We start from the raw sequence: 14322 nt of genomic DNA on the forward strand, positions 1-14322 counted from the left end.
CTCCCTGAAGGACGGTGTCGCATCGTCAAACCCGCTCGCTATGGTTTTGTTGTGGCGAGCCGGTGGTGCTGCTGATGCCGATTGCTGATGCTGATTTCTGATTGTTGAATGCAGGTTAAGGATCGGTTTGTGCGTTTACGCGGCCACCGCTTCACGCACCCGCAGGCCGCGCCGCAGCACCTGGTCGGTCACCCACTTGGCCGAGCGGCGCGCGCGTTCGGCCACCACGGCCGGCGACATCTGCAGGTAATCGTCGTTGAACACTTCGAAGCTGTAGTCGCCGCGATAGCCGCCGCGATGCAGGCGGCGCACCATGTCGGAGAGCTCCAGCGAATGCTCGCCCTCGCCGGGGAAGACGCGCAGATGGCGCGCCGTCTCCAGCCGTTCTTCGGGCGTGCGGATCTCGCGCCACATGAAATCGGACAGCTGAACCATGACGATGCGGCGGCCGGGAATGGCATCCAGGTCTTCCAGCGCGCCGCGATTGGCAAGGATGTGGAAGGAATCGATGACCACGCCGAGATTGGCGTGATCGGCCATCTCCACCACTTCCCAGGCCTGCATGTATTGATTGATGTGACGCCCCCAGGACAAGGCCTCGAAGCCCACGCGGATGCCCAGCGGCACCGCCAGGTTGGCCAGCTTGGCCAGGTCGCGCGCGATGTGGCGGGTGTCGCCGCTGGCGTGTTGCGAGGTCGAGGAGCACACCATCAGCAGCGGCGCACCGACCGCCTTGCAGATCTGCAGCAGGTTGCGGGCCACGTCCACCTTGTAGTCGTGCAGGCTGCCCTGCAGGCCTTCGTAATCGCGCATGACCTGGATGCCGGTGACGCGCACGCCGCTTTCGCGCACCAGCTTGACGGCCGCCTCCAGTCCGCCGGGATAGCCGACCAGGTCCTTGGACCACAGCATGAGCTGCGAGAAACCAGCCGCCTTGGAGGCGGCCAGTTTGGATTCCAGTCCACCCGGCAGGGTGATGGTATCCATGCCGAAATTGTCGAGGTTCACAATGCCTCCAGATGACGGAAGTCGTCCGCGGCCACACCCGGCCAGCCGAACAGTTCGAGATACAGCGGCGCCTGCTCGATGAGCATCTCCTTGCCCTTCTGGATGCGGCAGCCCTTGGCCTGCGCCTGCACCAGCAACTGGCTCATCTCGATCTTCATGCCGCAGTCGGCGACGATGGCCTCCGTACTCACGCCTTCCAGCGCGAAGGGCATCGGGTCGCCCACGTGCATGCCCAGCGGCGTGCAGTTCACCAGCAGGTCGACACCGCTGGCGTCGGGCTGCGCAAAGCGCACGCGGGTCGCCGGATAGGCCGCCTCCACGCGCGCCAGCAAGGCTTCGGCCCCGGCGCGATTGGTATCGAAGACGCTGATCTCGGCCACGCCCTGCGCCGCCAGCGAGGCGACGATGGCGCAACCGACACCGCCGGTACCGACCACCAGGGCGCGCGTCCTGTTCCACACCAGCGGACGGTCGGCGGCGGTGCGCGCCAGTGCGCGGATGAAGCCTTCGCCGTCGATCAGGTCGCCCCAGACCACACCCTCGGCATCGCGATAGACCGCATTGCAGGCACCGGCCACACGGGCGCGCAGGGTGGCCTGTTCGACCGCCTCCAGGGTCATGGGCTTGTGCGGAATGGAGACGAAGATGCCGCCCACGTTTTCCGTCTTCATGAACATGCGCACGGCCTCGCAGTAGCGCTCCGGTTCGATCTTGAACGGGATCACGCGCGCATCCAGCCCGTGGCGCTTGAAATACGCGTTGAACAGAGTCGGTGCCTTCACCTGTTCCACCGGCCAGCCGATGACGGGGAAGGTGCGGGTCGTGCCTGTGATTTCCTTCATGGTCTCAGTTCTTGTCTTTCTGGCTGCGGACCAGTTCAAAACTGACGCCGCCCTTGTAAAGCTGGGTGAGCGCACCGCGCTCGCTGATCTGGGTAGGCGCGCGGTCGACGAAGATCACGCCGCGCTCCTGCAATTGCCGCACCGCCTGCAGCACGTCGGGCGTGCCCAGGCCAAGGCGCAGCCACTCTTCTTCCCACTGGATGTCTTCGGTGCCTTCGGGCGGCTCCACCAGCTGGATGTAAAACTGGCGGCAGGGGCTGGCCAGCAGGTTGCCCTTGGGCAGGATGCCGAAGAACTGCCCCTCGGGCAGCACCGAAAATCCCATCAACGAGGAATAGAAGTCGATCCATTCACGCGTGCGCTCCGGCCCCACGGCCTGCACCAGGCCGAAGAAATGCATGCCCGACAGCGCCGTGGTCTTGCGCCGCTCCTGGCTGGAGGGCTTGAAGTCGACGTCGTAGATGGAGAAGTCGCGATAGCGGTCGACGAAGTAGATGATGGAGTCGCCACAGCCATGCACGCCCGGGATGTTCAGTTCCATCGCCCCGGCGCGGGTGGGAATCGGCCAGGCCCCCAGTTCGGTGACGCGGCGATAGGCCTCGTTGGCATCGCGCACCCGCAGCGCGATGGCGCTCAGGTTGGTGGCCTGCACCTCATGGTCGAAACCCGACCAGGCCGATACGTCGGCGTTGACGATCACGTTCATCTCGCCCTGGGTGTAGAGCACCACTTCGCGCGAGCGATGGCGACCGACCTGTTCGAAGCCCATGCGCTCCAGCACGGCACCCAGCGCCAGCGGCTCGGTGGTGGCGTATTCGATGAACTCGATGCCATCGATGCCCAGCGGATTGGTGGGGACAGGATTGTTTTCTATGGTGTTCATCATGATCCCGATGATTTGTCTCGGAGCCGAGTATAGCCAAGCCCACCCCCCGCAAAAAGGCCGATATGAAGCAAAGCGTGCGATAATCGCGCAACTTGTTCGCCAATCACTCATTTCTGGACTTTTTTTACGATGATCGACCAAAACTCGGTAGAACTGGACATCCAGAAGCGAGACCTGATCGAAGGATTGATGAAGGGTTTTGACGTCATCACCGCCTTCACCAGCGAGTCGCCGCAGCTGACCGCCAGCGAAGTGGCCGAGCGCGTGGGCCTGACCCGCAGCGCTGCGCGCCGCTATCTCCTGACGCTGGTGCATACCGGCATGGCGGCCTCGGACGGCAAGAAATTCTGGCTCATGCCGCGCCTGTTGAACCTGGGCCAGTCCTATCTGGAATCGGCGCGGGTGCCGCGCGCGGTGGTGCCCTTCCTGCAGCGACTGACGCAGCAGCTGCAGGAGTCCACCAACTTCTCGCTGCTCGATGGCGACGAGATCGTCTACGTCACCCGCGTCACGGCCGCGCAGCTGGTCAATGCCGGTTTCGAACCCGGCACGCGCCTGCCGGCCTACACCACCACGGCCGGCCGGGTGCTGCTGGGCATGCGCGAGGATGCGGAGATCACCGCCTATCTCGACCGCGTGACCCTGATCCCGCACACCCACATGGCCATGACCGACAAGGCCGCGCTCTTTGCCGAGATCGTCACCATGCGCAAGCAGGGTTACGGCATTACCGAGAACCAGTTCGAGATGGGCATGCGCGGCATCGCCATCCCGGTGAAGAACCGCAATGGCCGCGTCATCGGCGCCCTGAGCGTGACCTCCAACATCGCCGCCTGCTCGCGCGAGGACGCCATCGCGCGCGGCGTCCCGGCCCTGCAGACCACGGCCAACACGCTGATGATGTGGGTATGAGGAGCATGCACAAGAGGAATCCGCGATGAGCGATGTAGAGAAAATCGACGCGCCGGAAGATGGCAGCGAGGCCGGCGAAGGCGGCCTGGCCCGGCGCGACTGGATCGCCGGACTGGAGAAGGGCTTGCTGATCCTGGAAGCCTTCGACTACGACAACCAGCGCATGACCTCGGCGCAAGTGGCGGCCCGCACCGGGCTTTCGCGCACGGCGGCGCGGCGCTACCTGCTCACGCTGGAACACCTGGGCTACCTGCACAGCGAAGGCAAGACCTTCGCCCTGACGCCCAGGGTGCTGAAAGTGGGCTGGTCGTATTTCGATTCGGCACCGCTGCCGCGCATCCTGCAGCCGCACCTGCAGCAGATCACCGGGCAGACCGGCGAGGCCGTCTATGCCAGCGTGCTCGATGGCTGGGACCTGGTCTTCATCGCGCGCAATGGCACATCACGCGTAATGACCACCGGCTTCGTGCTGGGCGCACGGGTGCCGGCGCAACTGGCTTCACCCGGCATCGTGATGCTGGGCGCGCTGCCCGAGCAGCAGGTGCGCGAGTGGCTGGCCACCTGTGCCATGACGCCCTTCACGCCCCACACCATCACCGATCCGGATCGCCTCTACGAATTGATCGCGCAGGCACGCCAGCAGGGTTATGCGCTGGTGGAGCAGCAATTGCAGACCGGTGTGCGTGGCATTGCGGTGCCGCTCAAGAATCGGCATGCCAAGGTGGTGGGTGCGCTCAGTCTGAGCTTTCCGCTGGCGGTGGAATCGCAGGAACAAACACTGGCACGCGTGCTGCCCGCTTTGCAGCAGGCAGCCAATGCGCTGATCCATCAGGTGTGAGGGACCAGCGCGTGCTGCCGATTACAGGTCGGTGAAGACGGTCTCGGCCGCCAGGCGCGACTTCGGCAGCTTGGCGTTGAAGTCATCGGCACCGCTGTAGCCCAGGCTCACCAGCACCACGCTGGTGAAACCCTTTTCGCGCAGGCCCAGTTCTTCGTCCAGCACCTTGGCATTGAAACCTTCCATCGGCACCGCATCCACTTCCAGTTCGGCCGCGCCCAGCAGCAGCGTGCCCAGGGCCAGGTAGACCTGCTTTTCCATCCAATGCTGGGCATCCTTCAGTTCATAGCGATGCAGGTTGCTGTAGAGCAGGCGCGAACCGCGCTGGCCGGCCTTGGCCTCGGCGTTGACGAAACGGCCGTCGGCTTCTTCTTTCTCCAGCAGGGTTTCCAGGTGCGGTTCGCTGATGCCGGTGCGGGCGCACAGCACCAGGACATGCGAGGCGTTGAGGATCTTGGGCAGGTTGTAGGGATAACCGGCTTCGGCAGCCTTGCCGATGCGGGCCTTGGCGGCATCGCTGGAAGCCACCACGAAATGCCAGGGCTGCGAATTCACCGAGGACGGGGCCAGGCGCAGCAGCTCGCGCAGTTCGGCGATGATGTTCTCGGGGACCTTGCGGCTGGGATCGAAGGCCTTGGTGGAGTGGCGTTTGCGGGCGGCGTGGAGCAGGCTCATGGGGGTTCCTTGCGTTTAATGGTGTTGGCGTTGAGCATTCAATTTTGCTTAATGCTCTGAAATGCGCATCAATGATCGACTGCGGCTTGAATGACATCATCGGGCAGGATGCGGTTTCAAAAAAGCGGAGCGTGGCAGAAACATTTTCAAAAATAAATTGAAAGTAGAATGAGCGCTTTGATTCGTCTTCTTCATCGTTCCCGCTCATGATCCGCCTGGAAGACCTTGCCATCTTCGTCTGTGCCGCCGACAACGGCAGCCTCTCCGCTGCCGCCCGTCAACACGATGTCACCCCGGCCGTGGCCAGTGCCGCCATGAAACGCCTCGAAGGCGAACTCGGCGCACGCCTGCTGGCGCGCTCCACCCGCAGCCTGCGCCTGACACCCGATGGCGAACGCTACCTGCAATACGCCCGCAACGTGCTGGCCGAAGTCAATGCCGGACGCGATGCCGTGGCCCATGGCCGGCGCGTGGTCGGCGGCAACCTGTCACTGTCGGTGCCCTCCGATCTCGGGCGCAACCTGATGTGCCAGTGGCTCGATGAATTCCTCGCCCAGCATCCGGCGGTGAGCCTGCAGGTGCGCATCAGCGATCGTGTGGCCGACATGTTCCGCCAGCCGGTGGAGGTGGCCATCCGCTACAGCCCGCCGGAAGATTCCAGCCTGGTAGCCCTGCCCCTGGCCCCGGACAACCGCCGCGTGCTGTGCGCCTCGCCCGACTACCTCGCCCGCCACGGCCGCCCGCGCACGCCGGCCGACCTGCGCCAGCACAATTGCCTGCGCTATCTGCTGTCGGACATGCTGCATTCGCAATGGACTTTCTTCAAGGACGGCACACCGGTACAAGTGCAAGTGAGCGGCGACCGCGTCTGCGACGATGGCGAACTGGTACACCGCTGGGCCGTGGAGGGCCGGGGCATTGCCTACAAGTCGCGGCTGGACGTGCTGGCCGACCTGCGCAACGGAAAACTGGAAGCGCTGATGGAGGATTACCAGGGCGAGGCCTCGCCGCTGAATCTGGTGTGCACGCACCGGATGAGCCTCTCGCCCACCGTGCGTGCCCTGCGCGAATTGCTCGGTGAGCGCGTTGCGCGTTATCTCACTGATCGCTAGTCCGAAAAATCAGGCCTTGCTCAGGGCACGGCGCAAACCCAGCGACGGCAGCGCCGGCAACACCAGGCCCAGGCACAGCAGGCCCATGCCCAGCAGCAGGTCCGCCGAGAGCGTCTCGCCGAAGATCAGCGAAGACAGCGTCAGGCCCACCACCGGCACCCCCAGCATGCACACCGACACCGTCACCGGCGAGAGGCGCTGGGTCATCTGCAGCACGATCAGGAAGGTCAGCGCAGTAGCCAGCGGACCGGTGTAGGCAATCACGCCCCAGGAGTGCGGATCGGCCAGGAAGGTCGGCGCGCCATCCACCAGCAGCGCCAGCACGCACAGCGGTACCGCGGCCACCAGGGTCTGCCAGGGCAGCAGGTCGAAGTCCAGCTTCACGCCCGGCGTCATCTTGATCTGCAGGATGTTCATGGCCCAGGACAGCGACGCCGCGCCCAGCATCAGGTAGCCGATCATGCTGTGCATGTCTGCATGCAGCAGTGCCGGCAGCACGATCACGGCCATGCCCGCATAGCTGCAGACGGTGGCCAGCGATTGCTGGGTGCTCAGCTTGTGCTTCAACACCAGCGCTGCGCCCGGCACCACCCAGATCGAGGTGGCATAGGCGATCAGCGAAGCGCGGCCCGGCATGACGAAGTGCAGCGCGCCGGTCACCAGGGCCGTGAACAGGCCCATCTGCAGCACGCCCACCCCGGCCACCACCGGCCACTCCTGGCGGGTGGGCAGGCGCAGCTTGCCGAGGGCTGCGGCGATGATGAAACTGAGGATGGCCGCCGACAGGAAACGGCTGGCCGCAAACCACAGCGGCGGGATGAACTGGCTGCCGAACTTCATCACCGGCCAGTTGCCGCCCCAGATGCAGATCGCCACCACCACGCACACCAGGAACAGCCGGCTCATCGGCTGCGGCCGGGAGGAAGCGGGGCTGGCGGATCGGGCGGGTGCGGCAATGGCGGTGGACATCAGGGGCTCCAGAGGGGACACGGCGCGTTGCAGCAGGCATGCTGCAGCGCATCCAAACGGCTCCCATGGTAGAGAAGAGGCGGCCAATAGTGCTGCCGTATTTGATGGCAGGAAACGCTCTTGGCAGCACTTCCTGCTGCCAAATCGCATTTTTGAAAATTATTTATCCGCGATAACGCATTTGGTGCAGCATGCACCACTGCGGGCCGGCGAGCGCCCCATGTAAAAAGGGCGGCCTGCCGTCCCGCAGCAACCGCCCCGCTTTTGGTCGATGTGAAAGAAAAAGCGGCCAGGCGGCCGCCCAGCCTCAGCGCACGGCCAAGCCCCCCTGCCCCTGTCGATCCAGGGTGAAGACGCCGACCAGATTGACCAGCTTGTCGGCCTGCTCCTGCAGCGACTGCGCGGCGGCGGCGGCCTGTTCCACCAGGGCGGCATTCTGCTGGGTGGTTTCATCCATCTGGGTGATGGCTTCACCGACCTGTTCGATGCCGGCGCTCTGCTCGTGGCTGGCGGTGGCGATCTCGCTGACGACCGTGGAGACGCCCTGGATGCTGGCCACCACTTCCTGCATGGTCTCCCCGGCCTGCTGCACCAGGTGGGTACCGGCATCGACCTTGCCGACCGAGTCATCGATCAGCTGCTTGATCTCCTTGGCAGCTGCGGCCGAACGCTGGGCCAGCGAGCGCACTTCGGAAGCGACGACGGCAAAGCCGCGCCCCTGCTCACCGGCGCGCGCCGCTTCCACGGCGGCATTCAGGGCCAGGATATTGGTCTGGAAGGCGATGCCGTCGATGACGCTGATGATGTCCACGATCTTGCGTGAGGAGGCATTGATGGAGGCCATGGTCTGCACCACCTGCCCCACCACTTCGCCGCCCTGGATCGCCACCTTGGCAGCCCCCGAGGCCAGCTCGTTGGCGTGCTGGGCATTGGCGGCGTTCTGCTTGACGGTGGAGGTCAGTTCTTCCATCGCGGAGGCGGTCTCCTCCAACGAACCGGCCTGCTGCTCGGTGCGGTTGGAGAGGTCCATGTTGCCGTTGGCGATTTCATCGACCGAGGTCTTGATGGAGGTGGTCGCGCCCTGGATGCCCTGCACGGTATCGACCAGGCGGTCACGCGTGTAGGCCACGGCCGCCACCAGGCTGTGCTGGTCGCCGCCGCTGGTGCGGATGGTGCCGGTGAGGTCGCCGCCGGCGATCTTGCGGGCCATCTCGGCGGCTTCGGCGGGCTCGCCGCCGATGGAGCGGAAGATGTTGCGCGAGACCAGTCCGGCGATGATGGACAGCAGCACGCCCAAGGCCACCAGTACCACTACGGCCTGTACCAGGGCGCGGCGGAAGTCGGCCTCGATGTCATCGGAATAGACGCTGCAGATCAGGTCCCAATTCCAGGGCTTGAAACGCTTGACGAAGCCCATCTTGGGACTCGGCTTGTCGCTGCCGGGGCGCGGCCACCAGTATTCGAGGAAACCCTTGCCGGCCGGCGAGGCACCGGCTGCGGCGATCATCTTGTAGAGCTCGTTGCCCTTGGCATCCTTGAAGGAGAGCATGTTGCGGCCATCGAGCTTGGTGTTGATGGGATGCATGACGATGGTGGAGTCCGCACCCACCAGGGTGGCGTAGCCGTCACCGGTATAGCGCTGGTCGCGCACGCGGGCGATGGCGCCCTGCTGCGCCTCGGCGCGGGAGAGCTTGCCGTCGGCCTCCAGCTTGGCGAAGCCGGCCACGGTGGTATAGGCCATTTCGGTCACGTCCTCCAGGCCGCGCTGGCGTTCGGCGATCTGCAGGTCACGGGTCTGGTATGCGTGCCAGACGGAGAGGAACAGCAAGGCTATCCAGGAAAACACCAGGGGTAGCCAGAGTTTTTTCTTCAGCGAGAGTCGATTCATCATGGGCGTGGAGGCGTGGTCGTTGTCGGAAATGTCGAACGGAACGTCATTGGCGGGAATGACACGACCACGCGGCCCCAGCTTGCCGCCAGGCAATGCATGGCGATCCTCCCCCCATGCACATTACGGCTTGCAACACGCGCGCTAAAGGCCAAACTGACAATTAATCGATAAATTATTTATAAATTCCTGTTAGTCAGGAATCTGCACCTTGGGCCGGGCCGGATCCGGCAAGCCGCAGGGGAGGAATTGCCCGCGCCCCGGTGTGCCCAGTACCTCACCATCGCGCCAGACAATCTCGCCGCGTGAGAGCGTGAGCACCGGCCAGCCCGTCAGCTGCATGCCTTCATAGGGGGTGTAGTCGACGTCGTGATGCAGCATGCTGTTGCTGACCGTGACCTGGCGATGCGGATCCCAGACGGCGATGTCGGCATCGCCGCCGATGGCAATGGTGCCCTTGCGCGGATAAAGGCCATACATCTTGGCCGGGTCGGTGGCGGTCAGGGCCACGAAGCGGTTGAGATCGATGCGGCCCTTGCCCACGCCTTCGGAGAACAGGATGGGCATGCGCGTCTCCAGTCCCGGCGTGCCATTGGGGATGTAACGGAACGGCACCTCCTTGCCGCCCGGCTTCTTGCCTTGCGGATCTTCATAGCGGAAGGGCGCATGGTCCGAAGAGAACACCGTGAACAGGCCGCTGGCCAGGCCATCCCAGACATATTGCTGGTTGGCCTTGTCGCGCGGCGGCGGGCTGCAGACGCACTTGGCACCGTGGTAGCCGTCATCGAGGTGATCCGCCGTCAGCACCAGGTATTGCGGGCAGGTCTCGGCGTGGATGCGCAGGCCGTGGCCGTGCGCCCAGCGGATCTGTTCGATGGCCTCGCGGCCGGAGACATGCACGATCAGGATGGGCACATCCACCAGCTCCGAGAGCGCAATGGCGCGATGGGTGGCTTCGCGCTCGACCATCATCGGGCGCGAGTGGGCGTGATATTTGGGCGCGGTCAGGCCGGCCTCTTCCAGCTGCTCGGTGAGCCAGCCGATGCAGTCGGCATTTTCCGCGTGTACCATGACCAGCGCCCCTTCCCTGCGGGCCAGCGCCAGCAGGTCGAGGATCTGGCGGTCATTGAGCTTGAGATCGTCATAGGTCATGTAGATCTTGAAGGAGGTATAGCCCTCGCGCACCAGTTGCGGCAGTTCGTTCTTGAGCACCTCTTCGCTGGGGTCGCTGACGATCATGTGGAAGGCATAGTCGATCACCGCCTTGCCCTCGGCGCGGCGATGATAATCCTCCACGGCCGCGCGCAGCGAGCCGCCCTTGGCCTGGGCCGCAAACGGGATCACCGTGGTGGTGCCGCCGCAGGCGGCCGAGATGGTGCCGCTGCGGAAATCGTCGGCCATGCGCAGGCCCTCTTCCATCGGCTGGTCCAGGTGGCAATGCGCATCCACGCCGCCGGGCAGCACCAGCTTGCCGCTGGCATCGATCTCCTCGCGGCCGGGCGGCAGGCCCCGTCCCAGCATGGCGACCTTGCCGTCCTTGATGCCGACGTCGCATTGCATGATGTCGGAGGCCGTTGCAACAGTGCCGTTGCGGATCACCAGGTCAAAGCTGTCCATCCGTATTCCTTTCGAACAAGCGTGTATCACCCCGCGCCGCCGGCATGCGCCGGGGCGTGAGACTGAAGATGAAAATGGAAGAGGCCGCCGCTGCGGCCGGTGCCCGCGCCAGCGTGAGCGTTAGCGCACGTCGCGGAACAGGCTGCCCCAGCCGCGAATGCGCGAGGGATCGGCCCCGGCCTGCTGCAGCGATTTCCACACCACGGTGGAGATGGTGTCGTAGATCGGGATGCCGACCTCGCGCTCCAGTTCTTCCACCAGCGGCGCACCGCGCAGATTGGTGCAGAAGATGGTGATGGCCTGCGGCTTGTCTTTGGCCACCTCATGCACCATGGCGCGCAGCTCTTGCGCGCCTACTTCGGAGAAGGAGAAATTGTCCTGCTTGCGCAGGTGGCGTTCGGACACGCACTCCAGGCCCGAGGCCGCATAGTTCTTGATGATGGCGGCCTGCACGTCGTCCAGGTAAGGCGTGACCAGCCCGAAGCGCTTCACCCCGGTGAGATCGAAGATCTCGTTCAGGGCCAGCACCGAGGTGCAGGCCGGGATGCCGGTGGCTTCGGTGATGCGGCGGCACAGGCGCTCATCGGCATCGAAACCCAGCCAGCCCGAGGACGTCCCATTCCATGCGATGCTGCCAACCTTGGCATGCGAGAGCAGTTCGGCGGCGCGCAGGATTTCGCTGTCATCGAACTGCGCCAGCGCCTGGTTGGACAGCGCGATCTCGGTCACGCGGAAGCGGCCAAAGTGGGCGCTGGCTTCCGGGATATCGGCCAGCATGGCGGTGGTGACCGGCTCCAGCGTGGTGTTGGAGGACGGCGTGAGCATGCCGAGCAGGGTGCGTGGGATCATCTTGTTTCCTTTCAGGCTGCCAGCAGTGCAGCGTCGGCATGGGCCAGCGCCGATTCCTCGCGGATCAGGCTCAGCACGTGGCGTTTGTACTGGTTGAATTCGGGCGTGGTGGTATCGCGCGGACGCGGCAGATCGATGTCGATCAGCTCGCGCATGCGACCCGGACGATGCGTCATCACCGCCACCTTGGTGGCCAGGATCAGGGCTTCGTCCACGCTATGGGTAACGAAGACGATGGTGCCCTCATAGCGCTGCCACAGGGCCACCAGTTCTTCCTGCATCTCCATCTTGGTCTGCGCATCGAGGGCGGCGAAGGGTTCGTCCATCAGGATCACCGAGGGGTTCTGCAACAGCGCGCGGGCAATGCCGACACGCTGCGCCATGCCGCCCGAGAGTTCGCTCGGATAGTGGTTCTCGAAGCCCTTGAGCTTGACCGTCTCGATGAAGGGCTGGGCTGCCGCGCGCCGCTCGGCCGCACTCTTGCCCTGCAGCTTGAGCGAGAAGGCGACGTTGTCCCACACCGGCAGCCAGGGCATGAGGTTGGCCTGCTGGAACACCATGCCGCGATCCGCGCCGGGGCCGGTGATGGGCTTGCCGGCCACCGTGACCACGCCGCTGGTCGGGAATTCAAAACCGGCGATCATGTTCAGCAGCGTGGACTTGCCGCAACCGGAGGGGCCGAGCAGGCAGAGGAATTCCTTCTTCTCCAGACGCAGGCTCACGTGGTCGATGGCCAGCATGTCGGTGCCGCGCTTGCGGTCCTTGAAGACCTTGACGATATCGTTCAATTCGATGAATGCCATGATGCGATGTCCTTGATGGTTGAATGCGTGCTCAGGCCTTGCCCTGCACGGTGGCCACGTGCTGCCAGCGCAGCATGGAATGCATGATCTGCTTGAGGATCCAGTCGGCCAGGAAACCCAGCAGGCCGATGCTGATCATGGCCGCGATCACCAGGTCATAGCGCAGGAAGTAATACGAATCCCACAGCGCATAGCCGAGCCCGCTCTTGACGGCCACCATCTCGGCGGTGACGGTGAGCATCCAGGCGCTGCCGATGCCGATGCGCAGGCCCGCAAAGATGCTGGGCATGGCCGCCGGCAGGATCACGAAACGCAGCAACTGGCTCTGCTTTGCACCGGCCATGGCGGCCGCGCGCAGCAGATTGCGGTCGGCGGTTTTGACGCCGTGGACGGTATTCATCAGGATCGGGAAGAAGGCCCCCAGGAACACCAGGAAGATGGCCGGCTTGTTGGCGATGCCGAACCAGATGATGGCCAGCGGAATCCACGACACCGGCGGAATCGGCCGCAGCATCTGCACCGTCGGTTCGATGGTGCGCTCGACCCAGCGCCACCAGCCGATGGCCACGCCCAGGGCGATGCCCGAGAGCGCCGCGATGAGGTAGCCGGCGGTCACGCGCAGGCAGCTGGCCATGGCGTCGTAGATCCATTTGCCGCTGCTGTCCTGGGCCGCTTCATTGATGCCGAAGATCCAGTCCATCCAGGTGGCGAACACCCGCGAAGGTGCCGGCAGCAGCGACGCCGGAATCACGCCCGAGCGGGAGAAGGCCTCCCAGAACAGCACCAGCAACAGCGGCACCGCAAAGCGCCACTTGGCTTCCGACAGGGATTGTTTCCATCCGCTCATGATGATTCCTTCAATGCTGTGGGGTGCTGGATCAATAACCCAGTTCGGTCTTGGGCTTGCCGGTCACGCTCATCAGGAAGCTGTAGTCCATGTTCTTCTCGGCCAGCGCAGACACATCGGTAGAAACGTATTTCAGATCCTTCATCATCCCGGCGATGGCCTTGGTTTGCGTGCGGTACATGCGGTAGTCGGGATAGGCATTGTTGAGGGCTTCGGTGGCGATCTTGGGATCGAGGCCGGTGCCCTTGACGATGCTGTTGATCCAGCCCTGCTTGTCCTTCTGCAGGCCATCCACCAGCCTGACCACGGCGGCCACGGTTTCCTTGACCTCGGCAGGATGCTCCTTGATGACATCCGAACGGGTGACGATCAGGTTGGTCAGACGCCCCGCCGCCTGGTCATACGGATACGCAAAATGCTTGCCAACCCCGGTCATGCGGATCTGCGATGCGAAGGGCTCGACCGAACAGATCAGTTCCACCTCGCCGCGCGACAGTGCAGCGGCGTGGTCGGAAGGGTTGGGGATGTTGACGAACTGCACGTCCTTGGACGGATCGATGCCGTGGCCGGCCAGTTCGCCGCGCATGTGCAGGTCCTGCGCATTGCCGCGCGAGGCCGCGATGCGGAAGGGCTTGCCTTCGGCCTTGTATTGCGCGATCAGCTTCTTGAGTCCGGCCCAGTCATCCGAGGCCAGCTTGCTGTCCTTGCCGACCAGCATCTCCGAACCGCCGTTGACCTGGCCCGACACGGCCACCAGGTCAAAGCCCTTGTCCAGACCGCTGACGTAGGCCAGGTAGGTGACCTGGGCGATGTCCACGCTCTTGGAGACCAGCGCAGTCAGCGCATCGCTGCCGGCGGTGAAGTTGATGCCTTCGATCTCCACGTTCTGCGCCAGCCCCGGCACCATGGCCATGGACATGCAGTGCGCACACTTGGCATAGGCCAGCTTGATCTTGGGCTTGGCCTGGGCCATGGCCGAACCGGCGCCCAAGGTACTGCAGGCCACGAGGCCGGCCAGGGCAAGCGCCTTGAAGAACAGGCCGGAGGGGGACTTGCGGACTTGCTGTTGCATGGTT

14 protein-coding genes are annotated in these 14322 nt (G+C 64.3%); 3 read left to right on the plus strand and 11 right to left on the minus strand.

Annotated features, from left to right (window positions below):
• Nucleotides 1–135: 135 nt before the first annotated feature.
• The 3 genes from MKD49_RS05075 to MKD49_RS05085 are packed head-to-tail and all read right to left on the minus strand — an operon-like array spanning nt 136 to nt 2736.
• Nucleotides 136–1008: a sugar phosphate isomerase/epimerase gene (locus tag MKD49_RS05075; protein ID WP_034330567.1), complete on the minus strand. Its 873-nt coding sequence runs from the start codon at nt 1006–1008 to the stop codon at nt 136–138.
• Nucleotides 1005–1850: a shikimate dehydrogenase gene (locus MKD49_RS05080; protein WP_252695633.1), complete on the minus strand. Its 846-nt coding sequence runs from the start codon at nt 1848–1850 to the stop codon at nt 1005–1007. Before MKD49_RS05080 ends, MKD49_RS05075 begins: the two co-directional genes overlap by 4 nt.
• Nucleotides 1851–1854: 4 nt before the next feature.
• A complete protein-coding gene (locus MKD49_RS05085; RefSeq protein WP_088755638.1) occupies nt 1855–2736 on the minus strand; it encodes a 4-hydroxyphenylpyruvate dioxygenase in 882 nt (293 codons plus the stop codon).
• A gap of 129 nt (nt 2737–2865) precedes the next feature.
• Here MKD49_RS05085 and MKD49_RS05090 point away from each other — a divergent pair, with 129 nt between their 5' ends.
• Together MKD49_RS05090 and MKD49_RS05095 are read left to right on the plus strand one after the other, a co-directional pair.
• The gene (locus MKD49_RS05090; protein WP_039787035.1) at nt 2866–3648 is read left to right on the plus strand and encodes an IclR family transcriptional regulator C-terminal domain-containing protein; all 783 of its coding nucleotides are present in this window, start codon (nt 2866–2868) and stop codon (nt 3646–3648) included.
• Nucleotides 3649–3673: 25 nt separating this feature from the next.
• Nucleotides 3674–4486, plus strand: coding sequence for an IclR family transcriptional regulator C-terminal domain-containing protein (locus MKD49_RS05095; protein ID WP_051156421.1), 813 nt, complete (start codon nt 3674–3676; stop codon nt 4484–4486).
• Nucleotides 4487–4507: 21 nt separating this feature from the next.
• Here the strand turns inward: MKD49_RS05095 and nfsB are convergent, their stop codons facing one another.
• Entirely contained in the window at nt 4508–5161 is a 654-nt protein-coding gene (gene nfsB, locus MKD49_RS05100) for an oxygen-insensitive NAD(P)H nitroreductase (RefSeq protein WP_209534259.1), read from the minus strand.
• A 206-nt stretch (nt 5162–5367) separates the two neighbouring features.
• On the opposite strand from nfsB, the gene MKD49_RS05105 reads away from it, so the two are divergent.
• A complete protein-coding gene (locus MKD49_RS05105) occupies nt 5368–6273 on the plus strand; it encodes a LysR family transcriptional regulator (RefSeq protein WP_034330560.1) in 906 nt (301 codons plus the stop codon).
• A gap of 9 nt (nt 6274–6282) precedes the next feature.
• Here MKD49_RS05105 and MKD49_RS05110 read toward each other — a convergent pair whose 3' ends face one another.
• The 7 genes from MKD49_RS05110 to MKD49_RS05140 all read right to left on the minus strand — a co-directional run bounded on the left by MKD49_RS05110 (nt 6283) and on the right by MKD49_RS05140 (nt 14318).
• Entirely contained in the window at nt 6283–7242 is a 960-nt protein-coding gene (locus tag MKD49_RS05110) for a DMT family transporter (RefSeq protein WP_134223233.1), read from the minus strand.
• Nucleotides 7243–7549: 307 nt separating this feature from the next.
• Entirely contained in the window at nt 7550–9130 is a 1581-nt protein-coding gene (locus MKD49_RS05115) for a methyl-accepting chemotaxis protein (protein ID WP_252695770.1), read from the minus strand.
• A gap of 192 nt (nt 9131–9322) precedes the next feature.
• Complete coding sequence (gene hydA, locus MKD49_RS05120) at nt 9323–10747, minus strand: dihydropyrimidinase (protein WP_252695634.1); 1425 nt, start codon at nt 10745–10747, stop codon at nt 9323–9325.
• A gap of 120 nt (nt 10748–10867) precedes the next feature.
• The gene (locus MKD49_RS05125) at nt 10868–11596 is read right to left on the minus strand and encodes an aspartate/glutamate racemase family protein (RefSeq protein ID WP_039787027.1); all 729 of its coding nucleotides are present in this window, start codon (nt 11594–11596) and stop codon (nt 10868–10870) included.
• Nucleotides 11597–11607: 11 nt separating this feature from the next.
• Nucleotides 11608–12399, minus strand: a complete 792-nt coding sequence (locus tag MKD49_RS05130) for an ABC transporter ATP-binding protein (protein WP_034330555.1) — start codon at nt 12397–12399, stop codon at nt 11608–11610.
• A 31-nt stretch (nt 12400–12430) separates the two neighbouring features.
• Entirely contained in the window at nt 12431–13246 is an 816-nt protein-coding gene (locus MKD49_RS05135) for an ABC transporter permease (RefSeq protein WP_034330553.1), read from the minus strand.
• 31 nt (nt 13247–13277) lie between these two features.
• A complete protein-coding gene (locus tag MKD49_RS05140) occupies nt 13278–14318 on the minus strand; it encodes an ABC transporter substrate-binding protein (RefSeq protein ID WP_051057365.1) in 1041 nt (346 codons plus the stop codon).
• Nucleotides 14319–14322: the final 4 nt, after the last annotated feature.

It is taken from the genome of Herbaspirillum sp. WGmk3 (assembly GCF_023952535.1).
Taxonomy (GTDB): Bacteria; Pseudomonadota; Gammaproteobacteria; order Burkholderiales; family Burkholderiaceae_D; genus Herbaspirillum; species Herbaspirillum huttiense.